This window comes from Vibrio ostreae (assembly GCF_019226825.1).
In the GTDB taxonomy this organism is placed as follows: Bacteria; Pseudomonadota; Gammaproteobacteria; order Enterobacterales; family Vibrionaceae; genus Vibrio; species Vibrio ostreae.
In genome coordinates this window covers 609,348-633,579 of record NZ_CP076643.1, presented here as the reverse complement: position 1 = coordinate 633,579, position 24,232 = coordinate 609,348, and the positions used below count along the sequence as shown (strand labels likewise).

The window sequence follows — 24,232 nt, the reverse complement described above, 5'->3', positions numbered from 1 at the left end:
ATATCCGTGTCCGATTAGTAGCGAATTTTAGGGTCGATATAAGCAAGCAGAATATCCACCACCGCATTGAAGAGAATGAAAAGGAAACCGATCAAAATCGTTACGCCCATCACCAATGAATAGTCACGGTTAAACGCCGCATTGACGAACAGTTTACCAATCCCCGGCAGACCAAAAATGGTCTCAATCACCACCGACCCGGTAATGATGCCGACAAACGCTGGGCCCATGTAGGACACCACAGGTAACAGCGCCGGTTTCAATGCGTGCTTAAACACGATATAGCGATAGCTCAGACCTTTCGCACGAGCGGTACGGATAAAGTTACTGTTGAGGGTTTCGATCATCGAACCACGGGTAATACGGGCAAACGTGGCCACATACAACAAGGACATACCAATGACAGGTAGCGCCATGTACTGTAACGATCCGTCTTGCCACCCCCCCGCCGGGAACCAGCCGAGATTGATGGAGAAGATGTAGATCAGAACCGGTGCCAACACAAAGGATGGCATCACCACCCCGAGCATGGCGGTCGACATTATGGTGTAGTCGACCCAAGTGTTTTGCCTTAGCGCGGCAATGGTGCCAACTCCGACCCCCATGATGACAGTGAAGATGAAAGCAGCAAAGCCCACTTTAGCTGAAACAGGCAAAGCCGCGCTGATTAGTTCGTTAACCGAATAATCTTTGTATTTGAATGACGGACCAAAATCGCCTTGCAAAATGTTAGTCAGATAGGTGAAGTACTGCTCGGATACTGGTTTATCCAGGCCATATTTCGCATTGATGTTGGCCATCACTTCCGGCGGTAACGGACGCTCAGAAGAAAATGGGTTACCTGGTGCAAAACGCATCAGAAAGAATGATATCGTGATCAATACCAACAAGGTTGGGATTGCTTCAAATATCCTTTTTGCTATGAATTTAATCATAAACTCACTCTTTCAGTCTGTGACAATAGAAAACGAAAAGACGCTGTATGTGCCGGGCACATACAGTGTCTATATATTTATAGTTTTAATGCTCAGGATTTACTGAGCTTTGATGTAGAGATCTTTAGTGTAGATCTTGTCTTCCGCGTTATTAACCGGGTAACCACCAAGTTGTGGCGACACCAGACGGGAAGTTACATACTGATAGATAGGGGCGATTGGCATATCACGCGCCAGCAGTTTTTCTGCCTCAACGTACAGTGCTTCACGCTCTTCATCGGTCTTCGCATTCAACGCTTTTTCCATCACGGCGTCGTACTCTGCGCTGTGATATTTCTGGTCGTTGGAGCTGTTGTTGGACTGCATCAGCGACAGGAAGCTGGATGCTTCGTTATAATCACCACACCAACCAGCACGAGTCACGTCATAGTTACCTTCACGGCGGGTATCCAGGAAGGTTTTCCACTCTTGGTTTTCCAAAGTGATGTTCACACCCAGCGCCTGTTTCCACATTGACTGAATCGCGGTTGCGATTTTCTTGTGGTTTTCAGAGGTGTTGTACAGCAGGGTGAATTCCAGTGGGTGAGACTTATCAAAGCCGGCCTCTGCCAGTAGTTTTTTCGCTTCGGCAATACGCTCTTTCTGAGTCATTTTGCCGTAAGCTGGCATCTCTGGATTGAAATCAGCGGTGATTTCCGGCGTCATGAAGTAAGCAGGCTTCTGACCCTGACCCAGAATCGCATTGGCGACAATGTCACGGTCGATAGCGTACGATAGCGCCTTGCGCACGCGCACATCATCAAACGGCGCTTTCTGGTTGTTGAAGCCGTAGTAGTAAGTACACAGGTTACCTTTCACGTTCACCGATTCCGGGTACTCTTTCTTCAGACGTTTGAAGTGCTCCAGCGGCAGTTCATACGTCATCTGAATTTCACCCGACAGGAAGCGGTTCATTTCCGCTACCTGGTTTTCGATTGGCAGGTAGGTGACCTGATCGATAACGGTGTGTGCGTTATCCCAATAGTATGGGTTACGCTTGAGCACTAAACGTTCGTTTACCGTCCACTTATCAACCACATAAGCGCCGTTACCAACGAAGTGTTCAGGTTTGGTCCACTGATCGCCCCACTTCTCAACCGTTGCACGGTGAACAGGTTTCACTGTGGTGTGGCCCATCATTTTTACAAAATATGGAACCGATGTTTCCAGATTCACTTCCAGGGTGTTCGCATCCAGCGCTTTCACACCCAGTGTCTCTTTATCTTTTTTCCCGGCGATAATATCTGCCGCGTTCACCATAGTGGTCATTTCAATATACCACGAGTATGGAGAAGCCGTTGCAGGATCAACCGCACGCTTAAAGCTGTACACGAAGTCGTCAGCGGTAACCGGATCACCGTTTGACCATTTCGCATCTTTACGCAGGTGGAAAATAAAAGTTTTGTTGTCTGTCGTTTCCCAGCTTTCTGCGACACCCGGAACCGTCTTACCGTTCGCATCCTGGTTTACCAGGCCTTCCAGAAGGTCACGAATCACGTGTGACTCTGGCACCCCTTCCGTTTTATGCGGATCGATAGAAGCGACTTCAGTACCGTTACCACGGACAAATTCCTGTTTGTCAGCGAGTTTAGTACCAGCGGGAACATTCGCGGCGAGAGATGAGAAAGAAGCACTTGCCACTGCAAGGCCAGCCCCCAGAAGCAGGGCCTGAGTGATTTTATTTTTATACATGCATAAACTCCAAGTTTTCATTTTGCATCCATGACTTCCTTGTGGGGCATGAGGCATCTGACTGCCATAATTAGGGTGTTTAACGCAAAAAACCAAACACAAAACCTAACCCATACAAAGAAAGCGGCGTAGAACGGCGACCATCAAACTAACTTGCCTAAAAATAGTCTTTAACAAAAACTATGCACTGCGCAGAATCAATAAATCAGTGAAATGACTTAATTGATCGTCAGTAACGCAGAATTTCAGTACAAATAAGGACTTAGAGCCAACCGTAAATGCCACATATACTAACCAAGATTACTTTTTCAGCATCTTATGCTAGAAATTCGGCGGAAAATTTAACATCTGCCTCACATGACGTCTAATTGAAAGTGATGATCCACTCATCAGATGACAGAAATTGTGAACAGAGTCACCTGTTGCACCATTGTGATCCACAACGCACTTTTTAGGAAACGTTTGCGTATCAGTTACAAAATGAAAGCGGTATCATAACGCTAATTACCGCATGATGCGGGATATACAGCCAGGTTGAACGTGAGCGAATACGGAGCATTAAATTTCGCCTCTAACTATTAACCCTAGTCCAAAATAATCCGTTATAAAGCATCATTTTGTACAATAAATAGAATGACACACCCTAAGTGGCGAGCCTATCAGTCTATAAACAGGGAGAGTTAACGACACAGCGTGCGTGATACATAACCACGTGCCAGCAGGCACGCGGTTATCAGGCCCAGAGGGAGACGGAAACCAACACCAATAGAGAGAGTAAGGAGAATAAACCGGCTGAAAAGTGGTTTAAGTTTAGTAAGACAAAGCCAGCTCTAAGCCAGAGCACGCGCGACCACTTCGATGATTTGTGGCCGGAATATAAAGAACACCGCCCCCAGTAGACATAAGCCCGCCCAGATAAAGTCCATCCGAAACGGCTCTTTCATATAAATCAGCGCAAAAGGCACAAACACGCTCAGCGTAATCACTTCCTGCAGGATCTTCAGTTGACCAAGATTAAGTACGGTGTAGCCAATACGGTTTGCCGGCACCTGAAACATATATTCAAACAAAGCAATCCCCCAACTGAGCAGCGCGGCCACAATCCAGGGTTTATGTTCCAACTCACGCAGATGGGCATACCAGGCAAAAGTCATGAATACGTTACTGATGACAAGCAGCCCGATGGTGGACACAATCGGTGGAAGACCAAACATGATTAACTCCGCTAATAAATGAAAAACCAGCGCAGTTTGCGCCTGCGTCTGACTGCCGTCAATCTCAGCAAGCGAAATACAAAAGCAAAATGTCGGGAACGATACCAACAAATCAAGCCAATTGCTCCTGATAGACGCTTTATCTTTCTTGTTGATCACAGATTTTATCCTGCACTAACAAACCATCCCGCCAACCACTTTTCATCAATCGGGCTTGGATTAAACTGAAGCAAATTTACAGGAGATTGACTATGAACAGAGTATGGGTCACCGGAGACGCAGTGATTGATTTGATTCCGGACGGCGAGCAACATTACCTCAAGTGTCCGGGCGGCGCGCCAGCCAACGTGGCTGTCGCTATCGCCCGACTCGGTGGTAACACCGCCTTTTTTGGCCGGGTGGGTAAAGATCCCTTCGGACAATTTCTGGCACAGACACTTCAAAGTGAAGGGGTCAATATTGACCACCTTCACTTTGACCCTTTACATCGCACCTCTACGGTCGTTGTTGATCTGGATGATGACGGTGAACGCAGCTTTACTTTTATGGTGAAGCCAAGCGCAGACCAGTTCCTGCAAACTGAGGATATTCCTGATTTTCGGGCAGGAGAATGGTTACACGTATGTTCTATCGCGCTTGCTAACGAACCGAGCCGCAGCTCAACTCTGGCGGCAATGAAGAAAATGAAACAAGCCGGTGGATTTATCAGCTTCGATCCTAACCTACGTGAGGAAGTATGGAACGATCCGAGTGAACTCATTAACGTGGTCATGCAGGCGGTCGCGCTGGCCGATGTCGCCAAATTCTCCGAACAAGAACTTACGCAACTGACACGCACAGCGTCTATCGAGGATGGTCTGCAAGCCCTGCGCAGTTACGACCTGCCGCTGACCGTGATTACACAGGGCGCGAAAGGCGCGCTGGCAGTGACCGCAGAGGGGCAACAACTGCTCAGCGGCAAAGCAGTAAAACCGGTCGATACTACAGGGGCCGGTGATGCGTTTGTCGGCGGGTTACTGGCCACACTGGCACAACATGAACAATGGCAAACCGAGCCTTCTATCCATGAGGCGGTGCAATCGGCTAATGGTTGTGGCGCTCTGGCGACCACTGAAAAAGGGGCGATGACCGCTTTACCCAATCAACAGGCATTAATGGTATTCCTGCAGTCGTAAGCCTGCTTACTCGTATCCTGCCAGGCGAGCTTGACGCTCGCCTTTCTTCTTATTTCTCCCTATTTATTTATGCTGTCTATGCATCAACTTCCCCATATCTGGATCACAAAATCACCGTAGATCGTGCGTTGAGTAGAATTATCAGTTTATTTTCAGGGATCGTTCCCGAAATGTTAGGTATATTGCTAATCAAATTAAGTCTTCAGATTCAGAGAGCGTAGCGTGAAACGCACTTTGCTGAATCGATGAGACCAAAAAATTAAAACAACCCACACTGTGTCATGAATTAACGGGAACGTTTGCAGCAATCCCCTATTTTTCATCCATTTGTGGAGACAATAACAATGAAGACAAAAGCCCTGACGATCGCTATCTCGCTTGCCCTGCTACCGACCACTTCTGTATTCGCACAGAGTGATTTAGCAACTCTGGAAGCCCGGATTAACGAGCTGGAATCACGTCTGACCCAGAACGAGCAAACCGCCCAGCAGGCGGAACAGAAAGCATCATCGTTCGAATTTCACGGTTATGCCCGTGCCGGACTGTTAATCAATGACAACTTTAACGGTGCGGTCGGCACCGGTCCTTACATGACCGCCGCAGGCGCGCTGGGCGCACCGGTTGGCCGTCTCGGACTGGAAGATGACAATTACCTCGAAGCGAATCTGATTCATAACCGGGTGATGGACGATGGTTCAAAAGCACGATTTAAGATCATGCTGGCCGACGGAGTCGAAACCAACAATGAATGGACCGCGGATGACAGCCAGCTTAATGTACGCCAGGTGTATGCTGAGCTGAGCTCGCTGCCCTCGTTCAGCGGCGCCTTTGCTAATGCAACACTCTGGGCGGGAAAACGCTTTGACCGCGATAATTTTGACATCCACTTCCTTGATTCAGATATTGTATTCCTGTCCGGAAGCGGCGCAGGGATTTATGATGTGCAGATGAGTGACAGCTGGAAAGCCAATTTCTCGCTTTACGGCCGCGACTTTGGTGACATTGACAGCTCAAGCACGGACATCGAAAACTATGTGGCGACCATGAATAACCATATTGGTCCTTTTCAGGTGATGTTAAGTGGCATGAAATCGGCTGATAACCAAGATCGCGCCAGTGAAGCAGCATCCCCGACTCAGCGCGCTGAAAACGGTATCCATGCTCTGTTCGCGTATCATGGCGACAGCTTCTATGGCATACAAGACGGTTTCTCCAAGACCGGTATTTTGTTGGGTCAGGGATTAGGTGCTGAACTAAAAGGTATAGGTTCAAACGGCGATTTGAATGATGATGCCAAAGCGGTTCGTTTGTTCAGCTACGGTGTCACCCAATTTGCCGACAACTGGCGCATCGCACCAGCGCTGATGGCTGAATACAGCCAGGATCGCATTAAAAACAACGACGAGTTTATCTGGGCAACCGCCAACGTTCGTTTCGCGCAAGAGCTGACCGAGAACTTTGAGATGGTTTACGAAGGCACCTATCAGTACATGGATATGGACAACAGCGTTGAAAAAGCCAAGGGCAGTTTCTACAAAGCGACACTGGCACCCACTTTTAAACTGGCGACATCCGCCGGCTTCTTTGACCGCCCGGAAATTCGCTTTGCAGTCAGCTACGTTGACTGGAGCAGCGAACTGGATGACTACGCGGTCAGCCTGGCAAGCGACGCCAGCACCATGGGTAACGGCGGTGAAACCGTATTCGCACTGCAAATGGAAACCTGGTTCTGATTTTAATACCTGATCTCAAAAAGTAATCCCTCCCATTCAGCCCGGCGCAAGCCGGGCTTTTTTCTGTCAGTGTTCCTGACCCCGGCACTCACAGCTTGCCTTGCCTTGCCTTGCCTTGCCTTGCCTTGCCTTGCCTTGCCTTGCCTTGCCTTGCCTTGCCTTGCCTTGCCTTGCCTTGCCTTGCCTTGCCTTGCCTTGCCTTGCAAAACAGCAAACCAGAAAACAGCCGGCATAGAAACAAAAAAAGCCATCCCGACGGGATGGCTTGGCTGCTCATAACCTCTTATGCGTCAACAAACGGCGCGTGAGCAGAATGAAGAAGAGTCACTCTGCCACTGACAGCGGCACCTTGCAGAGAGATCCGGGTTGCATGCTCAGGAGTGAATACACGTCCGGTCATTACCTGCTCACCACCATTAATAAAAATTTCCAGTGATGAGCTGTCGGCCAGAATCTGCAATGTTACCGACTCACTGTTCAACACCAGTTCACGGATTGTATCGCCCTGGCGGATCAAGGTTTGGGAGCGATCAAAACGCAGCACACCCTGCTGTTTATCCAGCGTCAGTACCACTTTATGTTTATCGTCATGCATCAGATGCAGTTCGCTGCCCCACGCCAGCGTGACCACCAGCTCGAAACTCTTGGTACTCAGGTCAAGCGGCTTATCATTCAAGTTGACCTGACGGGTTTCACCACGCAGTAAATCCAGTTCAGCCGCCGGCTGTTGCAGCACCCGCCCGTTAAGCCAGCGTAATTCACGCATCGAGGTTAACTGGTGCAGCCAACCATGATCACAACTCGGTTGATCTAACTCATCCGGTAATCCCATCCAGCCGCACATCACACGGCGTCCGTCCGGGGTTTGTACACTTTGCGGCGCATAAAAATCAAACCCTTCGTCCAGGGCCCAGCCTTCGATAAAATCAAAGCCGCCCTGCTCATCCTGATTAACGCGGAAGATACGGTTTTGATGCACAATATTGTGATGCAGGTTTTCAGATTCAATGCCTTGCGGGCCAAACACCACAAACCATTCATTGCCAAGCTCAAACCAGTCCGGGCACTCCCACATATAACCGTAAGGAGAAAGCTCATCACCATATAGCTTATCAAACTGCCAGTTAAGCAGATCATCAGAATGATAAACGGCAAGTCGTCCCTGCAGAGATTCGGTCTGAGCACCCAGCAACATATGCCAGCGCCCTTGATGAAACGCCACTTTCGGGTCACGGATATGTTCGGTCACCCCCGGCGGCAACTCTCGAATCAGCGGTCCTAATTTTTCAAACTGCCCGTCTGCGTTCATACGGGCCGCACACTGCATAGTCTGGCGTTGACGATCAGGCCCCAAACGAGTATTGCCGGTATAAAACAGCATTAAATCATCGCCATGACTGACTGCATGGCCGGAAAAGACCCCGTGACTGTCAAACCAGTCGGACGGGGTTAAGGCCACAGACTGCCAGTGCCAGCTAATCAAATCATCACTTGTGAGATGAACCCAGTATTTGTCTTTGTGCTCACAGGAATATGGATACCATTGATAGAACAGGTGGTAAGCCCCATCATGGTAGATAAAACCATTGGGATCGTTGAGCAAGCCTTGCGGCGGAGAAATATGCCACTGCGGGCGATAGTGAGATGGCCGGGCGACACGATACTGCGCGGCTTTTCTCTGCTGCCTGGCGGCAATAGAGCGGCCGACCAAGGCCAGATCCTCATCCTGAATGGTATTATCACGTTTTATACTCAGTTGCCACTCTCCGAGTACGGACTCCGCCGTGACCTCATCTGGTAGTGAACAGACAGCGTGGCGATCGGATACCGCAACGACTATGCGCCCGTCCGGCGCCAAAATCCGTTGAATGTTATCGAGCCCGCCCGCGAGTTCGATAAGTCTCTGTAACGACATAAACTGACCTAATAGCTAATTTCGGGAACGTTCTCAAAATATACAACTAACCACTGTCAGGCAAGTGTTTCCAATTTTTATAGCAAGGTTATGCAGATGTGTGTGAAGCCGGACACACAAACTCCGCCTGATAGGTGGCCGAAGCCGAACATTCAGGCGGTTGTGAAACACAAATGTTATGTGAGAACAAATGTTATGTGAGAATGGTCGGCAACGATGATCAGAGCAGGATCGTCACGCACAGGTTTCACGGACAATGTTCTGAAATGTCAGCACCACTTTACTCATTTCCTGTCCTTGACCGGCAATCCGGTCCAGCAACATTTTAGCGGCATTTTCACCTGCTTTATCAAACGCATAATTGAAGGTTGATAACCCGGGATTACTGACAAACGCCAGTTCATCATTCCCGACGCCCAGCACTTTCACCTGCTTACCAACCTGAATACCGGCCGCCTGCAGCGCTTTTACCGCCCCTACTGCCAGACGGTCTGTCGCACAGAACAAGCCATCGAGTTGCGGATAGTCGCGCATCGCTTGCTGTGCCAGCCGATGACCGGACTCAATCGAAAAGTCACCACGCAGATGACAAACCAACGACTGGTTATGCATCGTCAGCGCCTGCTCTAGCCCCTGACCGCGCTGCACATCGACCGCGATATCATCACTCTGTACGCCGATAAAGCCAACGCGCTGGCAGCCTGCCGCTACCAGACGGTTGCCCGCTTCAAAGCCAACCCGGGTATCGTCATGAACCACGCTGGGAATATCGTGCAGAGAACCATCTTGCCCGACCAGCACGACCGGCACTGCAGAGTTCTGAATCTCTTTAATCAGCGGCATGTCGAGGTGGGTCGCATAAAAAATAATGCCCTCGACCCGTTTTTGATTGAAGATGCGGATGTATTCCAGCTCTTTGGCATGCATCTGATGAGTGTTGGCCAGCAGGACATGCTTACCATTTTGTTCCAGTATCTTGGTCAGGCCATCCACACCCTGTGCGGTGGCATGGGAAGACACCCGTGGCACAATCACACCAATCAGATTGGTCTTCTGTGATTTAAGATCTTTAGCTACCTGATTGACGACGTAGCCGCACTCGGACACCGCCTGAAGCACTTTAACTTTAGTCGACTCTTTGACCCCGTATTCATCATTAATGACGCGCGAGACCGTCGATTTTGACACCCCGGCCAACCTGGCCACATCGTGCAAACTTGCCATGCCATATCCTATTACGCTGCGAAAATTGGGATTGATTGCAGAATGAACCGACATCAACCACTTAACTAGCGTGATTTTAACCTTGTTTTGCCCTTTTTCCTTCTCGGTTTTGCTGATCTTTCTCACAGAATAAACGAGATGCTTTTGACCGGCGGTTTTTTATTGACAAGAATGCGTCTTGCAAACGTTCCCGAAAATTCAAAAATAACGCAGTTAACCACTATACTGACAAGTAACAAGAACCGGAGTGAGTTATGGACTATCCAGTCATAGCAAAGCAACTTCTCGAGCACCTGGGCGGTAAAGAAAACCTTCAGGCGCTGGCACACTGCGCAACCAGACTGCGTCTTGCAGTCAAAGACGAAAATAAGATTGACGAAAAGGCCATTGACGGACTGCAGGGCGTAAAAGGCCAGTTTAAAGTCGCAGGTCAATACCAGATCATTTTTGGATCCGGCATTGTCAACCAGGTTTATGCCGAAATGGCTAAACTGACTGGCATGGCTGAAATGTCGACCAATGACGTTGCCGCAGCCGGGGCAGATAAGCAAAATCTGCTGCAGCGCGCGGTTAAAGGCCTGTCGGATATTTTTGTCCCCATCATTCCGGCCATTGTCGCCGGCGGTCTGCTGATGGGGTTGTTTAATGTTCTGACCGCAAAAGGGCTGTTTATTGACGGGCAATCTCTGATTGACGCCAACCCGGGACTGGCTGATTTGGCCAGCATGATCAACACCTTTGCCAATGCGCCTTTTGTTTATTTACCCGTCTTACTGGCATTTTCCGCATCACGTAAGTTCGGTGGTAACCCCTTCCTGGGCGCGGCACTGGGTATGCTGATGGTGCACCCGGACCTGCTTAATGGCTGGGGTTTTGGCAGCGCGGCTGTCCATGGCACGGTACCGACCTGGAATATACTCGGGCTGGAAATCGAAAAAGTCGGTTATCAGGGCTCTGTACTGCCGGTTCTGGTCTCGGCATTTATTCTGGCCAAAGTTGAGCTGGGGCTGCGTAAGGTTGTCCCTTCGGTACTCGATAACCTGCTGACTCCGATGCTGGCAATTTTTATCACCGGCTTTCTGACCTTCACTCTGGTTGGCCCTATTACCCGTGATGTTGGCTTTATGCTCGGTGATGGCCTGAGTTGGTTATATGACTCAGCGGGTTTCGTTGGCGGTGCGGTATTTGGCCTGATTTACGCTCCGTTTGTCATTACCGGTATGCACCACAGCTTTATCGCGATTGAAACCCAGTTGCTGGCTGATGTCGTCACCACAGGCGGTACGTTCATCTTCCCAATTGCAGCAATGTCGAACGTTGCACAGGGCGCGGCTGCATTGGCAGTGGCATTTACCACCAAAGACGTGAAACAAAAAGGCATCGCGATGCCATCGGGTATTACAGCGCTACTTGGCATCACTGAACCCGCCATGTTCGGCGTTAACCTCAAGCTACGCTACCCGTTTATCGCTGCGATTATTGGTGCTGCGGTATCCGGCGCTTTCCTGACCTTGTTCCACGTAAAAGCACACGCTTTGGGCGCAGCCGGTATTCCGGGCATTATCTCCATCAATCCGGAAAAAATCGGTTACTACGTGGTGGGTATGGTGATTTCGTTTGCGGTCGCCTTCGGTCTGACCATAGTGCTGGGGATGCGTCAAAAAGCCAAGCAAGGCGTCAGTGCTACAGCCTGATCTACATAGATAATCACTGGCTGATGACGAACAAAACGCCCGGCTTTCGCCGGGCGTTTTGTTCTCTGTGCTTAACTCAGAACTGGTAACCCAGTTTGACTTCAATCGTACGCTCCGCTCCGTACCAGCAGTTCATATTGTCGTAACAGGTATAGGATTTTTCATCTAACAGATTGCTGGCAATCACGTCGGCGCTGACGCCCTGCAGACGCTCACTGATTTTGCCCAAGTCGTAGCCCAGCGACAAATCAACCATGGTGTAGTCCGGTACTTTGCCCTGGGTATTCGTCGCATCCATCATCATGCTGCCGACATAACGTGCGCCTGCGCTGACCCGGCTGCCATCAAGCACTCCCTGATCAATCTGATAGGTGCTCCACAGTGTGGCGCTGTGCTCAGGGACGTAAATCGGTGTCGTGCCCTGCAGGCCGTTGGCGCTGTCTTTAGTAACCTCAACATCGGAATAGGTGTAACTGGCGGCAATATCCCAGCCAGGTGTTACCCACCAGCGCCCTTCGACTTCGATCCCCTGTGAACGTACTTCGCCGACCTGAATATCATCCTGATAATCCGCGGAAGAAGGATCGGTCACCACAACATCGTTTTTGAGGATATGGTACAAAGAGATGCTGCCTTGCTTGCTCATATCCGCCGATTGATATTTGACCCCGACTTCCACCTGTTTACCGGTTTCAGGCTTAAACGGCTGGCCGAATTGGCTGTCGCCCCCGGCAACCGGAGAGAAGCTGGTCGCGAAGCTGGCAAAAGGCGCCAGGCCAGAATCAAATTCGTATAATGCACCGACCCGATAGGTAAACTCATTATCATCCGCATCCGTGCTGTAACCGGACACCTCACTGCTGCTGGTATAATGATCAAAGCGGCCGCCGCCAATCAGCACCCAGCGATTCCAGCGTAACTGATCCTGAAAGTAGAAACCCAACTGTTTGATGGATATATCGTAGGCATACAAATCCGTCTGCGTGAGGCTACTGCGATCCAACAGGTTATTGTCAGGTGCAAAGAGGTTGAATGCGCCAAAATCGCTCTCAGTAGTCTGATAAGTCCGATAGTCCGAATTGCCCTTGAGACGCTGATAATCGATACCCAACAACAGGTTGTGTTCAACACTGCCCCAGCTAACCTGACCTGACAACTGGTTATCGACCACAATGCCGTGCGAATCTTCATCCGTGCTGTAGATGTTGCGCTGCAGATTGCCCGTCACGGCATCAAATTGTCCGGCGCTGTGATAGGTGTTTTCCTGATAAAGCGTGGCATCGGTATAACGCAGACTTTGCAGCAAAGACCACTCGGCATTGAAATCATGCTGGATTTTGTAGCCTAGCATCCAAAATTCCCGCTCAAACTTGCTCCAGTTACGGTCACCGGCCGAGGTCGATGGCGACGTTGAACCATATGGATTTCCGGTTACGGTACCTGATGCCGGCAAAGCGGAATTCATTCCCATATCCGGATCTTTTTGATAGTACAGATTCAGGTTGAGTAACGTATCGTCCGTAATTTGCCAGTCCAGAGACGGGGCAATCACGTAACGTTCTTCTTCAGTGCCATCGACCTGACCATCCTGTTTACGGGATTTAGCCAGCAAACGATAGCGCAGGTCGCCATCCCCAAGCGGACCGGTGGTATCGAGTGTGACCTGTTTGAGGTTACGCGAACCGCCGGAAACCGACAGCTCAGTATGTCGCTGGGGCTGCGGTTTTTTAGCAATCACATTCACCATGCCGCCAGGCGGCATGGCACCATACAGCACAGAGGTCGGCCCTTTAAAAATTTCCACCTGTTGCATCGCAATCGGATCAATCTGCGGCTGCAGGTTCCAGCCTTTCAGGTACTGCACCAACATACCATCGTAATAGCTCTGATTAGATTCAAAACCACGAATATAGAAATTATCAAGTAAGGTGACTGAACCACCTTTGGTTTCCGTCACCACACCCGGCGCGTAACGTACCGCCTGGCCAAGTGAGGTGACAGCACGCTGCTGCAGTTGCTCCCCTTCAATCACGCTGATGCCCTGAGGCGTTTCTTGCGGTGCTAACGTGGTTTTCGTTGCGGTGTTGCGATAGGTTTTGCCCAGTATAGTGACCGTATCGACTGGTGGATTGTCTGCTTGCGCTGCCAAGACAAATGGAGTGGCGAAAGCCGCCATGATCGCAACAGCGATCGGAGAAAATGTAGAATGCTTAACAACAGCCATGTGAAATAACTACCCTGCTTTTATTTATGAGAATACATATCATTTGTATTCTAAGCAAAGTACACCACGGAAAGTTAACAATTTGGAGCATGTTAATCCGTTCGTGCGGTAATCGGTAACCAGTATTCCATTGCCGCGTTATCGCAGGCACAGTTGTAATCAGCCGGATAGCGCTCCAGCTCAAATCCGTCCACTCCCCGATAAGGAGAATCCGGCAGCCATTCAAAAATAAACCATTCCAGAGTATCAGCCAGTTGCGAAACCGGTCCGCAATGTTTCACCACCGCATAAGTTTGCGCCGGAATACGCACCGAATTTAACCCCGCCATCCAATGACTTCCAGTCGCCCAGTAGCGCAGCTGACCATGTTCACTGCCGACCCGGGTCACATCGATGACGCCCGTTAAGGGACCAGGCTTGCTATCGCTTGGACAAGAAAAATATGTCTGCCAGATTTTCGGCACCTGAGTCGTGAAATCCGGTTGTGAAGAGAGTAAACCGCGGATAGTCGTGGCGACACCGAACAACTCAAATTCTGCTTGGCTTTCCAGCCGAACATCAACCAGACGAGTACAGCGCTCACCACGCGGCGCAAATTGTTGCACCTGCAATGGTTTACGTAAGCCTGTGCGCTGCCCTTGCTGGCGATATTGGCGCGGACTGATACCGAAATGATGTTTAAAGGTGCGACTAAAACTGACTTCAGAGCTAAAACCGAGGGCCAGTGCAATATCAATCACTCGCTCCTGACTGCATACAAGACGCTCAGCGGCTTCACTCAGCTTAAGCTCGCGTACATAGTTCGCCACCGTCAGACCGGTTTCATTGTGAAATACCCGTTGCAACTGCCAGCGCGACCAGCAACTCTGCTGTGAAAGCCGATCCAGCGATAAAGGCTGGTCTAGATGTTGGTGAATATATTCGAGCAAATTGCAGATTCGCGTAAATGAAGCGGATACAGCGCCCATGTAAACTGACTCCTGAGTACCTTTACCTACTAGTGTCGCATAAAACCAATCTTAGTGAGAAGTGTTATCAACTAACCACTCTAGACAAGATTGAGTGCGTCAATCGAGCAAAAGTAGCGCTCAGTGATCAACAGTAGTAAAAATATCTGTTATCATCTGCGCCTTATAGTCGGGGAGCTGTAAAGCTGAGATCGCCGGAAGATTTGCCACAGGCAAAGCGTCATCGCGAGACCCGTAGAACCTGATTCAGTTAGTACTGACGTAGGGAACTATAGTGTTGTGGTAAGGCTTGTAGGCGGGTTGAGATCTAATAGCTCCCCCTGTCATCTCCCCCAACATGACCGCCTCGCGGCGGCTGTTTAGCAAAACCTGACAGGTGGTGCTAAACCGGTTCCTGATTGTCGGACGATTAGGAGCCCAAATGCCTCAATCAGATAATCAATCCCAATCCTCTCTTAATACACCGATTGTGCTGACCATTGCCGGTTCAGACAGTGGCGGCGGCGCCGGTATCCAGGCCGATATCAAAGCCATCTCAGCAACAGGCGGTTATGCCTGCAGCGTGATTACTGCCATAACCTCGCAAAACACCCAAGGTGTCAGTGCCATTCTGCCGGTGCCGGTTGAACATGTAGAAAGTCAGCTCGATGCGGTGTTCAGCGATCTCGATATCGTCGCGGTCAAAATTGGTATGCTGGCCGACAGTAACATCATTGCCGCTGTGGCGCGTAAACTGCGTCAGTATCAGCCGCGTTTTGTGGTTTTGGATCCGGTCATGGTGGCCACCAGTGGCGATTTACTGCTGCAAAGTGCGGCAATCGACAGCCTGCAGCGGGAATTACTGCCACTGGCGACCCTGATCACGCCTAACCTGCCAGAAGCCGCGGCGCTGACTGGTCTGCCGCTCTGCGAGCAGGAGTCACAGCTTGAAGCGATGAGCGCAGCACTGCGCGCCCTGCCATGCCAGGCCGTGCTGCTCAAAGGCGGTCATCTGCCAGGTACCAGTCACAGCGATGACTGGCTACTGAGCGGCGCGGACACGGCGGTATTCCGCGCTCAGCGGGTCGACACCCAAAACACGCATGGCACCGGTTGTACGCTGTCGTCAGCGATTGCTTGTTACCTCGCTCAGGGATTTACGCTGCAAGATGCCATTCGCCACGCTAAACACTACATCTCTCGGGCGATTGCCCATGCCGATGAGCTAGATGTTGGACGCGGTCACGGCCCGGTGCATCATTTCTTTGCCCTTTCGCCTATTCCATCATCTCAGCTGGAGTCTTTATGAATATTGAGCTTATCGCGCGCACCTTTCAGGCCCTGCGCGCCAATCAGCCATTGGTAGTCAGCATTACCAATTATGTAGTGATGAACAACAGTGCCAATGCGTTGCTGGCCGTCGGCGCGTCTCCGATCATGGCCCATTCACGCCGCGAAATGGATGAACTGATAGAGATTGCCGGAGCGCTGGTCATTAATATTGGCACCCTGGATGAAATCTGGATTGAGCGCATGGCATTTGCCATTGATGCAGCCAACCGTCACCACAAACCCGTCATCCTGGATCCGGTCGGCTGCGGCGCCAGTCGGTTACGTACAGAAACCTCACGTCGTTTTGCCGCTCAGGCAGAGCGGCTAATCATCCGTGCCAATGCTTCAGAAATCATGGCGCTGGCCGGTAGTGATACACAGGGGCAAGGGGTGGATGCCAGAGATGCCAGCCACAGCGCCATCTCCGCCGGGCAACAACTCGCAAGGCAATACCATGCCAGCGTGGTCATTTCCGGCGCGCAGGATTTTATCATCAGCGGCGATCAAGTCGCACAGCTGAGTAACGGCGACGCCATGATGCCCAAAGTGACCGGGATGGGATGCAGCCTGAGTGCTTTAACCGGCGCCTGCGCGGCATGTGGTGATCTGAGTGGTCTGAGCGCCGCAGCCATCATGGGTGTCGCCGGCGAACTGGCGGCTCAGCAGGCTCAAGGGCCGGGCAGCCTGCAGCTTGCCCTGCTCGATACGCTACACCTGCTGGATGAAAACACCTTAATCGACAGAGTAAAGCTGCAAACTATGCCGCATCCAACTGACCCGAAGGCATTCGAACTATGAGTGACTATCGTTTATACCTGGTCACCGATGACCAGCAGGATCTCACCAACTTATGTCAGGTGGTAAAGCAAGCCGTACGTGGCGGGGTAACCATGGTGCAGATCCGTGAAAAACATGGTGATGTACGCGCCTTTATCCAACGCGCTGAAGCGATAAAACAGCTCCTGAGCGGTACAGGGGTGCCGCTGATCATCAACGACCGGGTCGATGTCGCCCTGGCTGTTGATGCTGACGGTGTGCACCTCGGGCAAAGCGATATGCCCGCCACCATCGCCCGCCAGTTGCTGGGAGCGGATAAACTCCTTGGACTGTCGGTCGAAAATGAGCAGCAGTTTCAGGCGGCTCATCAGTTACCGGTCGACTACCTGGGGTTAAGTGCGATTTTTGCCACCCCGACCAAAACCGATACAGTCAAACATTGGGGGCTGGAAGGACTGACCTGGGCGATGCAGCACACCCGCCTGCCGCTGGTGGCGATCGGAGGTCTTAATCAGGGAAACCTTGCCCGTGTGGCCGCGACCGGCGTAGACGGCGTTGCTCTGGTATCGGCGATCAGCCATGCCAGCCAACCTGAACAGGCCGCCAGAGCATTGCGTGACTTGATTGATGCACATTCCCCGCACAAAGTCATTGCAAATAATTGAACAAGTGCGACAACCTGACTTGCTGTTGAGGCTATCCATAACGCCGTAGACTGGCGCCATCAAGCAACAGTACACCAACGGTTGAAAGCAATAAAAGCAATCCGCAGCAAGCGGGTGAGGAGCACAAGATGATTGAAGTAAGAGCGGCAGCAGCGCGTGGCCGGGCAAATTTTGGCTGGCTGGACAGTAAACATACCTTCTCGTTTGGCCACTATTACGATCCGGCGCACATGGGCTTTTCCGAGCTGCGCGTCATCAATGATGACCAAGTGACGCCTGGCGCGGGCTTCGATACCCATGGTCACCGAGACATGGAAATCATCAGTTATGTGCTGGAGGGCACCATCGCCCATAAAGACAGTGCCGGCAATGTGAAAACCCTGCCGGCCGGTGAATTTCAGCTGATGTCGGCCGGGCGCGGAATTCACCACAGTGAATTCAATGCTTCCAACAGCGATACGCTGAAATTTCTGCAAATCTGGATTCAGCCTGATACGCTGGGCGGCGAGCCGGGTTACCAGCAGAAAGATTTCGGACAGGAGCCGGGGCTGACCACCATTGCCACGCCAACGGGTGAAAATGGCACGCTGCACATCAAACAGGATGTAACCCTGCACCAGCTAATCCTGCTGCCAGGCACTGATTTACATCTGGATGTAGCGCCGGGTCGCCGGATTTATATCCATCAGATAGACAGCGAACTGAACGTCAACGACGTCGTGCTCACGCCGGGCGATGGCGCGAAAATCAGCGCCGAAAGCGAGCTGCAGCTGCGTAACGCCAGCGATGTTGCGGTCAAAGCTCTGGTGTTTGATCTGCCATAAGCTGGCAGCACGGTATAACATTTGTTTACCAGCATTTGTTTAGCAGCGTGAGAAAAGTATAACAAGGGCCTGCCTATCTGCAGGCCCTTTTATCTATCCGGATTAAGCTTTGTCAAGCAACTCAGTACATATCCCTGTTTTCAACACATATCCTGTTTTCAGTACACATAACGGTTTAATGGCGTCTAACGCCGGCTGAACTGACGGGTAGCAAGCACTGCACGGCGCACCGCTTTACTCACCAGCAGGCTGGCAACAATCACTACGCCGCTCGCCAGCAGCGTGCCCAGGGCATATTGCAGCAAGGCCCCCTGAGACTCAGCGCCCTGCACGATACCGTGACAGGCACTGAACAGCGCCACCGCGGCCAGCGCCAGCGCCTGCAACGCAGAACGGCGCATCGCAATCAGAGCCAATGGCAGCAGAACCAGCGATGCCATCACCACCGTTTCGATATGGCTGGTATTAACCCACTCAATGCCGGCCACAAAACCCATCGCTAGTGCGCCCAGTACCACACCAATCGCTTTAGACGCGGTCTTCCAGCCGTAAGGTGCGGCAAACATGCCAATCAGCAGCAACGCCAGCAGATGATCGGCGCCGGTCAGCGGATGCATGAAGCCGTGTGCAAAACTGGCCGTGGTGTCATGGCCCGGATGAGCCCAGACCGCAGGACTGGCCAGCAATCCGCTCGCGGCCATCATTAATTTGGTTACTTTCATCACACTCTCCTTGTCAATTATTATTCGGTAACCGTGACCTTGACGTCACGCTGAGCCAGCATTCCCTGGCGGACAATAAAATCGATCACGGTTTTCAGCCCGTCACCACGCATCAAGTTGGTAAATACAAACGGTTTTTCGCCGCGCATTTTTTTCGCATCCCGATCCATCACCTCCAGTGAAGCATTCACCATCGGCGCCAAATCGGTTTTATTAATGATCAGCAAATCCGATTTGGTGATCCCCGGCCCGCCTTTGCGCGGAATTTTATCCCCGGCGCACACATCAATCACATACAGGGTCAGATCCGACAGCTCAGGGCTGAACGTCGCACTGAGGTTATCGCCACCACTTTCCACCAGTACCAGTTCCAACCCGGCGTGACGCGCCTGCAGTTCATCAATCGCCGCCAGGTTCATCGACGCATCTTCACGAATCGCCGTGTGCGGACAACCGCCGGTTTCCACCCCAAGAATGCGGTCCGCTTCCAGAGCCTGATGACGCAGCAGAAATTCCGCATCTTCCTTGGTGTAAATATCATTGGTGACCACCGCCAGGTTGTAGTGTTCGCGCATCGCCAGACACAACTGGCGCAGCAGCGCGGTTTTACCTGAACCGACCGGGCCACCGACCCCGACTCGTAAGCATTGTGTACTCATTGTTTAACTCCTGAATAATCTTGAATACTGCGTCTCATGCCAGCTGCTGAGCATGGCAAAACGTTGCAGGGTTAAGCCGACCGAGGCGTCATCCAGTGACAGGCCCCTGTCTATCGCCGACTCGAATTTCGGCATCATCGCCAGCAGCACCTTTTGTGCGGCCGTCTGGCCAAGTGGAATGGCTTTACACGCCACCGTGATCTGATTTTCCAGCCAGGACCAGAGCCAGCCCACCACCGCCTGCTCCAGATCGAGGCCAAAATGGTGTGCGGCCTTGGCGTATAGCGGCAGGTAACTCATCTGCCGTGCCTCAGCAGGCAGTTCAACCTCCAGGCTGGTCAGCAAGCGGCATAAAGTCTGACCGAGGATCTGCTCTTCTTTCACCAGCTCCGCCGTCTCACGATAAGCCAGCAAGATCTGTTGCCAGTGTTGCAACGCAGCCAGGTCGTGCTGTTGCCACGCATGGTAGCAACGTGCCAGCATGGGAATATCCAGACTGGCCTGACCCTGCGCCAACAGCGGCTCCAGCCAGGCCATCAGGCTTTGCTCATTGGTGACCAGCTGGTGCTCAATGGCACTCTCCAGCCCCTGACTGTAAGCAAACGCACCAATCGGCAGGCTCGGACTGCTCAGATGCAGCAGCGAAAGCAGTGCCTGGGTCTTCATCAATGGTTGTGCTCCTCATGCTGATGATCACTGTGTGAATGATGGTGATCATGACGATGATTTGGATTGAGGCTATGGTCATGACTGTGAGCATGGCCGTGACTGTGTCCGCCGTGAGTGTGCCCGCCGCGACCATGGTAAGCCCCGTTTTCCGGACTGAATTCCTCTGTCATCGCGCGGCACGCCATACCAAGCAATTCCAGCATTTCCTGCAACACGTGATCGGGCTGAAAACGCAGCCAGCGCTCACCAATTTGCATCGGCACATGCCGGTTACCCATGTGGTAACAGGCGCGCGCAAATACCTGCCAGTCACTGCAACTGGCTTCAATCACCGCCTCCTGTTCTGCCACGACGGCGAATCTCTGCCCGCATTCGGTCAGCAGATGATCGCCGCTTTGCAGCACTTCGCCACGCTCCAGAAATACACCAACATCATGCCCCTGCGCACTCTGGGTGCGAAAGCGGCCTTTCTGGCGCACATCAAACGGCAGCATGACCTGATCAGCCACCTGTACGGGAGATTGATGCTCAGCATCCGCTATGCGTCTTATCACACGAAACATCCCCTTCTCCTTATGGATTAAAATAAACAATAACGTTGTGCGAGCGGCAGTTCAGTGGCCGGGTCGCAGGTCAACAACTGGCCGTCGGCACGCACTTCATAGGTTTGCGGATCGACCGTAATATTCGGCATGTAGCTGTTATGCACCATGTCGTGTTTGGTGACGCTGCGACAGTTGCGACACGCCACCAGCTCACGGCTCAGATTAAGGCGGCTGCGCAGTTCACCATCAATCGCAGCCTGACTGGTAAAGGTCACCGAAGTGGCGGCCGCGGCCTGACCAAAACCGCCGAACATGTAACGGTAATGAACCGGTTGCGGCGTCGGAATAGAGGCATTCGCATCGCCCATCGGCGCGGCCGCAATAAAGCCGCCTTTAAGGATCAGCGCGGGCTTGATACCGAAGAAAGCCGGCTTCCACAGCACGATATCGGCCAGCTTGCCCACTTCGAGTGAACCGACCATATGGTCGATGCCATGCGCCAGCGCCGGGTTAATGGTGTATTTGGCGATAAAGCGTTTGACCCGGAAGTTATCCGCGCCCAGCTCCCGATCCTGCTCCAGCAGGCCACGCTGCACTTTCATTTTGTGGGCGGTCTGCCAGGTGCGGCAGATCACTTCCCCAACCCGCCCCATCGCCTGCGAGTCTGAGGCGATCATCGAAAACGCACCCAGATCATGCAGAATGTCTTCGGCGGCAATCGTCTCTTTGCGGATGCGCGAATCGGCAAACGCTACGTCTTCCGGAATATTGGGGTCCAGATGGTGGCATACCATCAACATGTCGAGGTGCTCATCAATGGTGTTAACGGTATAAGGCCGGGTCGGGTTGGTCGATGACGGCAACACGTTCGGCTGACTGCAGGCCACGATGATATCCGGCGCGTGACCGCCGCCTGCACCTTCGGTGTGATAGGTATGTATGGTACGGCCTTTGAATGCCGCAATGGTGTCTTCAACAAAACCGGACTCGTTGAGCGTATCGGTATGGATAGCCACCTGCACATCATACTGTTCAGCGACGCTCAGGCAGTTATCAATCGCAGCGGGCGTGGTGCCCCAGTCCTCATGCAGTTTAAAGCCGCATGCGCCGGCTTCAACCTGCTCAATCAGCGGCTCCGGCAGGCTGGCATTGCCTTTGGCAAGAAAGCCGAAGTTCATCGGCAGCAGGTCGGTACTGCGCAGCATCTGCGCCATATTCCACGCCCCCGGCGTACAGGTGGTCGCATTGGTTCCCGTGGCTGGGCCGGTACCGCCGCCAATCATGGTGGTGGTGCCCGACATCAGCGCTTCTTCTATCTGCTGCGGACAGATAAAGTGAATATGGGCGTCAATCGCACCGGCGGTGACAATGTGACCTTCCCCGGCGATCACTTCCGTACTGGCGCCGATATGAATGGTCACCTGCGGCTGAATATCGCTGTTGCCAGCTTTGCCAATCGCATGGATACGGCCGTCTTTGATGCCGATATCGGCTTTGACAATCCCCCAGTGATCGACAATCAGCGCATTGGTGATCACGCAATCCACCACGTCAGCACGGCATTTCTGCCCCTGCCCCATGCCGTCACGAATCACCTTGCCGCCGCCAAATTTGACCTCATCGCCATAGACGGTGAAGTCCTGTTCAACCTCAATGATCAGATCGGTATCCGCCAGTCGCACCCGGTCACCGACCGTGGGTCCGTACATATCGGCGTAAGCCTGCCGACTTATCTGTGCCATGTGTTCATCCTTTACAATTTGCCCATCACTGCCGCGCGAAAGCCATACAGTGTCTGTTCACCGGCCAGCTCAACCAGTTCAATGCTGCGATTCTGGCCCGGTTCAAACCGTACTGCCGTGCCCGCGGCGATATTGAGGCGCATGCCGCGCGCCAGCTCGCGGTCAAAATCGAGCGCCGGGTTGGTTTCATAAAAATGGTAATGACTACCAACCTGAATCGGCCGGTCGCCGTGATTGACCACGGATAACGTCACCGTGCGCCGCCCGACATTTAAATCGAGCGTGTCGGGTCGAAGTAAGTACTCACCTGGTTTCATCACCGTCTCCTACTGAATCGGGTTGTGAACGGTAACCAGCTTGGTTCCGTCCGGAAACGTAGCCTCAACCTGCACTTCATCCAGCAGCTCGGCGATACCATCCATCACATCATTTTTACTCAGCAGATGACGCCCTTCGCTCATCAGTTGCGCCACGGTTTTACCATCACGCGCACCTTCCATAATCGCAGCGGAAATATAGGCCGCCGCTTCGGGATAATTGAGTTTGATGCCGCGCGCCAGACGACGCTCAGCCACCAGCGCCGCGGTAAACAGCAGCAATTTATCCTTATCTCTGGGTGACAGTTCCATTGTGTTCTCCTTCAGGTATTCCAGATACGGGGAATGCAGGCCTCGCGCCCGAGCAGGGCCGGGCGGATCAGCTGCCAGCAGCGTCTGAGCTGCTGCTGGGCCTGTTCGCTGCAGTCACCGAGATAACGCACCACCAGCACATCGAGCCGGTAGGTGATACTTAATGTCGCGTTGGCGCCGGCCGGAAACGCCTCTCGCAACCGTTCGAGTACGGCATCAACATCCTTGAGCCCGAAAGCCACCAGCATGCCGGAGACCAGATGACCGGCGTAACCGCTGCTGGCCTGCAGCAGTGGGTCATCGGCGGCCAGATACTGACGCTCAAGCAACAAAGGCCGCCCCTGGTGATACACCGCAAAGCGCTGCTCGATACTGCCGGAGACAAACGGCAACTGACTTTTCGGCCGGCCAAGACAAAACACATCCATGCCGATAAAACGAGCATCGCCAAGCAGGTTGACCGTGGTCTCCAGTTTGCCGTGCGCACCGTCAAACACGATGGTTTCCATCGGCAGCCACTCACAGCAAGCCTGTTCCACCTCGATTTCGACCAGCTGCTTTTGCACCACGCCCTGACTGTCAGCCCGGTAAATCTTACCGGCCGACGGAGTGGTCAGCAGCGCTTCACTGTCAGGCTGACAGCGGATCTGAATCGTCAGATCATCGCCAGATACCAGCCCGCCCGGAGGGTGCAGCAGGTAAACATGACACAACCCCTGTTCGGGATAAAATGGCCGCTGTACCCGCAGCGGACCGCGAAATTCCATATGGCGCAGCCGGGTCTGGCCCTCCGTCCGGTCAAAACCTAGGGCAAGATAGGCCGGCCAGTGACGCTCGGCCTGCTGGGATAAATTGAGAAAAGAGAGTTCGCCCATC

General features: G+C 52.4%; 23 protein-coding genes and 1 riboswitch. Of the genes, 7 read left to right on the top strand and 16 right to left on the bottom strand.

The annotated features are described in order from the left end of the window. Positions 1-14 precede the first annotated feature (14 nt). From oppB to KNV97_RS09140, 3 genes are all read right to left on the bottom strand, one after another. Positions 15-935 carry an oligopeptide ABC transporter permease OppB gene (gene oppB / locus KNV97_RS09150; protein ID WP_218562939.1) on the bottom strand — a complete coding sequence of 307 codons (921 nt, stop codon included), beginning with the start codon at positions 933-935 and terminating at the stop codon, positions 15-17. 99 nt (positions 936-1,034) lie between these two features. Beyond that, positions 1,035-2,666 (bottom strand): ABC transporter substrate-binding protein, encoded by a 1,632-nt coding sequence (locus KNV97_RS09145; RefSeq protein WP_136483127.1) that lies wholly within the window; start codon positions 2,664-2,666, stop codon positions 1,035-1,037. Positions 2,667-3,496: 830 nt separating this feature from the next. Beyond that, a complete protein-coding gene (locus tag KNV97_RS09140) occupies positions 3,497-3,880 on the bottom strand; it encodes a DMT family protein (protein WP_218562938.1) in 384 nt (127 codons plus the stop codon). A 251-nt stretch (positions 3,881-4,131) separates the two neighbouring features. Here KNV97_RS09140 and KNV97_RS09135 point away from each other — a divergent pair, with 251 nt between their 5' ends. Further along, positions 4,132-5,055 (top strand): aminoimidazole riboside kinase, encoded by a 924-nt coding sequence (locus KNV97_RS09135; protein ID WP_218562937.1) that lies wholly within the window; start codon positions 4,132-4,134, stop codon positions 5,053-5,055. Between the two features lie 344 nt (positions 5,056-5,399). After that, on the top strand, positions 5,400-6,788 hold the full coding sequence (locus KNV97_RS09130) for a carbohydrate porin (protein ID WP_218562936.1): 1,389 nt from the start codon (positions 5,400-5,402) through the stop codon (positions 6,786-6,788). An 88-nt stretch (positions 6,789-6,876) separates the two neighbouring features. Here the strand turns inward: KNV97_RS09130 and KNV97_RS09125 are convergent, their stop codons facing one another. The 3 genes from KNV97_RS09125 to KNV97_RS09115 form a co-directional block, all read right to left on the bottom strand. Continuing rightward, entirely contained in the window at positions 6,877-7,065 is a 189-nt protein-coding gene (locus KNV97_RS09125; protein ID WP_218562935.1) for a hypothetical protein, read from the bottom strand. A gap of 6 nt (positions 7,066-7,071) precedes the next feature. Then, on the bottom strand, positions 7,072-8,703 hold the full coding sequence (locus KNV97_RS09120; RefSeq protein ID WP_218562934.1) for a glycoside hydrolase family 32 protein: 1,632 nt from the start codon (positions 8,701-8,703) through the stop codon (positions 7,072-7,074). 234 nt (positions 8,704-8,937) lie between these two features. Further along, on the bottom strand, positions 8,938-9,927 hold the full coding sequence (locus tag KNV97_RS09115) for a LacI family DNA-binding transcriptional regulator (RefSeq protein WP_136483117.1): 990 nt from the start codon (positions 9,925-9,927) through the stop codon (positions 8,938-8,940). Positions 9,928-10,181: 254 nt separating this feature from the next. Here KNV97_RS09115 and KNV97_RS09110 point away from each other — a divergent pair, with 254 nt between their 5' ends. After that, complete coding sequence (locus KNV97_RS09110; protein WP_136483115.1) at positions 10,182-11,621, top strand: sucrose-specific PTS transporter subunit IIBC; 1,440 nt, start codon at positions 10,182-10,184, stop codon at positions 11,619-11,621. A gap of 76 nt (positions 11,622-11,697) precedes the next feature. Here KNV97_RS09110 and KNV97_RS09105 read toward each other — a convergent pair whose 3' ends face one another. After that, on the bottom strand, positions 11,698-13,845 hold the full coding sequence (locus KNV97_RS09105; RefSeq protein ID WP_218562933.1) for a TonB-dependent siderophore receptor: 2,148 nt from the start codon (positions 13,843-13,845) through the stop codon (positions 11,698-11,700). A gap of 92 nt (positions 13,846-13,937) precedes the next feature. Next, complete coding sequence (locus tag KNV97_RS09100) at positions 13,938-14,813, bottom strand: AraC family transcriptional regulator (RefSeq protein ID WP_218562932.1); 876 nt, start codon at positions 14,811-14,813, stop codon at positions 13,938-13,940. A 160-nt stretch (positions 14,814-14,973) separates the two neighbouring features. After that, positions 14,974-15,098: riboswitch (TPP riboswitch) on the top strand. A gap of 136 nt (positions 15,099-15,234) precedes the next feature. Between KNV97_RS09100 and thiD the strand changes: the two genes are divergently transcribed. The 4 genes from thiD (at position 15,235) to KNV97_RS09080 (ending at position 18,390) form a co-directional block, all read left to right on the top strand. Further along, a complete protein-coding gene (gene thiD / locus KNV97_RS09095) occupies positions 15,235-16,101 on the top strand; it encodes a bifunctional hydroxymethylpyrimidine kinase/phosphomethylpyrimidine kinase (protein WP_136483110.1) in 867 nt (288 codons plus the stop codon). After that, complete coding sequence (gene thiM, locus KNV97_RS09090) at positions 16,098-16,922, top strand: hydroxyethylthiazole kinase (RefSeq protein ID WP_218562931.1); 825 nt, start codon at positions 16,098-16,100, stop codon at positions 16,920-16,922. The genes thiD and thiM overlap by 4 nt, the downstream gene beginning before the upstream one ends. Next, positions 16,919-17,566 (top strand): thiamine phosphate synthase, encoded by a 648-nt coding sequence (thiE, locus tag KNV97_RS09085; protein WP_218562930.1) that lies wholly within the window; start codon positions 16,919-16,921, stop codon positions 17,564-17,566. Before thiM ends, thiE begins: the two co-directional genes overlap by 4 nt. A gap of 128 nt (positions 17,567-17,694) precedes the next feature. Further along, the gene (locus KNV97_RS09080) at positions 17,695-18,390 is read left to right on the top strand and encodes a pirin family protein (protein WP_218562929.1); all 696 of its coding nucleotides are present in this window, start codon (positions 17,695-17,697) and stop codon (positions 18,388-18,390) included. A gap of 185 nt (positions 18,391-18,575) precedes the next feature. Here KNV97_RS09080 and KNV97_RS09075 read toward each other — a convergent pair whose 3' ends face one another. The 8 genes from KNV97_RS09075 to KNV97_RS09040 are packed head-to-tail and all read right to left on the bottom strand — an operon-like array spanning position 18,576 to position 24,231. Continuing rightward, positions 18,576-19,112 (bottom strand): HupE/UreJ family protein, encoded by a 537-nt coding sequence (locus KNV97_RS09075; RefSeq protein WP_136483102.1) that lies wholly within the window; start codon positions 19,110-19,112, stop codon positions 18,576-18,578. Between the two features lie 20 nt (positions 19,113-19,132). Beyond that, positions 19,133-19,771: an urease accessory protein UreG gene (gene ureG, locus KNV97_RS09070; protein ID WP_136483100.1), complete on the bottom strand. Its 639-nt coding sequence runs from the start codon at positions 19,769-19,771 to the stop codon at positions 19,133-19,135. Between the two features lie 3 nt (positions 19,772-19,774). Next, positions 19,775-20,437, bottom strand: a complete 663-nt coding sequence (locus KNV97_RS09065; RefSeq protein ID WP_136483196.1) for an urease accessory protein UreF — start codon at positions 20,435-20,437, stop codon at positions 19,775-19,777. Continuing rightward, the gene (gene ureE / locus KNV97_RS09060) at positions 20,437-21,003 is read right to left on the bottom strand and encodes an urease accessory protein UreE (protein ID WP_218562928.1); all 567 of its coding nucleotides are present in this window, start codon (positions 21,001-21,003) and stop codon (positions 20,437-20,439) included. The genes KNV97_RS09065 and ureE overlap by 1 nt, the downstream gene beginning before the upstream one ends. Positions 21,004-21,020: 17 nt before the next feature. Continuing rightward, a complete protein-coding gene (gene ureC / locus KNV97_RS09055) occupies positions 21,021-22,727 on the bottom strand; it encodes an urease subunit alpha (protein ID WP_218562927.1) in 1,707 nt (568 codons plus the stop codon). A gap of 11 nt (positions 22,728-22,738) precedes the next feature. Further along, positions 22,739-23,044 (bottom strand): urease subunit beta, encoded by a 306-nt coding sequence (locus tag KNV97_RS09050; RefSeq protein ID WP_136483094.1) that lies wholly within the window; start codon positions 23,042-23,044, stop codon positions 22,739-22,741. 9 nt (positions 23,045-23,053) lie between these two features. Further along, positions 23,054-23,356 carry an urease subunit gamma gene (ureA, locus tag KNV97_RS09045; protein ID WP_136483092.1) on the bottom strand — a complete coding sequence of 101 codons (303 nt, stop codon included), beginning with the start codon at positions 23,354-23,356 and terminating at the stop codon, positions 23,054-23,056. Between the two features lie 11 nt (positions 23,357-23,367). After that, positions 23,368-24,231 (bottom strand): urease accessory protein UreD, encoded by an 864-nt coding sequence (locus KNV97_RS09040; RefSeq protein ID WP_136483090.1) that lies wholly within the window; start codon positions 24,229-24,231, stop codon positions 23,368-23,370. Between the last annotated feature and the right edge of the window lies 1 nt (position 24,232).

Excerpts from the sequence above, each read along its gene's own strand:
- oppB (WP_218562939.1), bottom strand. The coding sequence starts at position 935 with ATGATTAAATTCATAGCAAAAAGGATATTTGAAGCAATCCCAACCTTG.
- KNV97_RS09145 (WP_136483127.1), bottom strand. The coding sequence starts at position 2,666 with ATGTATAAAAATAAAATCACTCAGGCCCTGCTTCTGGGGGCTGGCCTT.
- KNV97_RS09140 (WP_218562938.1), bottom strand. The coding sequence starts at position 3,880 with ATGTTTGGTCTTCCACCGATTGTGTCCACCATCGGGCTGCTTGTCATC.
- KNV97_RS09135 (WP_218562937.1), top strand. The coding sequence starts at position 4,132 with ATGAACAGAGTATGGGTCACCGGAGACGCAGTGATTGATTTGATTCCG.
- KNV97_RS09130 (WP_218562936.1), top strand. The coding sequence starts at position 5,400 with ATGAAGACAAAAGCCCTGACGATCGCTATCTCGCTTGCCCTGCTACCG.
- KNV97_RS09125 (WP_218562935.1), bottom strand. The coding sequence starts at position 7,065 with ATGAGCAGCCAAGCCATCCCGTCGGGATGGCTTTTTTTGTTTCTATGC.
- KNV97_RS09120 (WP_218562934.1), bottom strand. The coding sequence starts at position 8,703 with ATGTCGTTACAGAGACTTATCGAACTCGCGGGCGGGCTCGATAACATT.
- KNV97_RS09115 (WP_136483117.1), bottom strand. The coding sequence starts at position 9,927 with ATGGCAAGTTTGCACGATGTGGCCAGGTTGGCCGGGGTGTCAAAATCG.
- KNV97_RS09110 (WP_136483115.1), top strand. The coding sequence starts at position 10,182 with ATGGACTATCCAGTCATAGCAAAGCAACTTCTCGAGCACCTGGGCGGT.
- KNV97_RS09105 (WP_218562933.1), bottom strand. The coding sequence starts at position 13,845 with ATGGCTGTTGTTAAGCATTCTACATTTTCTCCGATCGCTGTTGCGATC.
- KNV97_RS09100 (WP_218562932.1), bottom strand. The coding sequence starts at position 14,813 with ATGGGCGCTGTATCCGCTTCATTTACGCGAATCTGCAATTTGCTCGAA.
- thiD (WP_136483110.1), top strand. The coding sequence starts at position 15,235 with ATGCCTCAATCAGATAATCAATCCCAATCCTCTCTTAATACACCGATT.
- thiM (WP_218562931.1), top strand. The coding sequence starts at position 16,098 with ATGAATATTGAGCTTATCGCGCGCACCTTTCAGGCCCTGCGCGCCAAT.
- thiE (WP_218562930.1), top strand. The coding sequence starts at position 16,919 with ATGAGTGACTATCGTTTATACCTGGTCACCGATGACCAGCAGGATCTC.
- KNV97_RS09080 (WP_218562929.1), top strand. The coding sequence starts at position 17,695 with ATGATTGAAGTAAGAGCGGCAGCAGCGCGTGGCCGGGCAAATTTTGGC.
- KNV97_RS09075 (WP_136483102.1), bottom strand. The coding sequence starts at position 19,112 with ATGAAAGTAACCAAATTAATGATGGCCGCGAGCGGATTGCTGGCCAGT.
- ureG (WP_136483100.1), bottom strand. The coding sequence starts at position 19,771 with ATGAGTACACAATGCTTACGAGTCGGGGTCGGTGGCCCGGTCGGTTCA.
- KNV97_RS09065 (WP_136483196.1), bottom strand. The coding sequence starts at position 20,437 with ATGAAGACCCAGGCACTGCTTTCGCTGCTGCATCTGAGCAGTCCGAGC.
- ureE (WP_218562928.1), bottom strand. The coding sequence starts at position 21,003 with ATGTTTCGTGTGATAAGACGCATAGCGGATGCTGAGCATCAATCTCCC.
- ureC (WP_218562927.1), bottom strand. The coding sequence starts at position 22,727 with ATGGCACAGATAAGTCGGCAGGCTTACGCCGATATGTACGGACCCACG.
- KNV97_RS09050 (WP_136483094.1), bottom strand. The coding sequence starts at position 23,044 with ATGAAACCAGGTGAGTACTTACTTCGACCCGACACGCTCGATTTAAAT.
- ureA (WP_136483092.1), bottom strand. The coding sequence starts at position 23,356 with ATGGAACTGTCACCCAGAGATAAGGATAAATTGCTGCTGTTTACCGCG.
- KNV97_RS09040 (WP_136483090.1), bottom strand. The coding sequence starts at position 24,231 with ATGGGCGAACTCTCTTTTCTCAATTTATCCCAGCAGGCCGAGCGTCAC.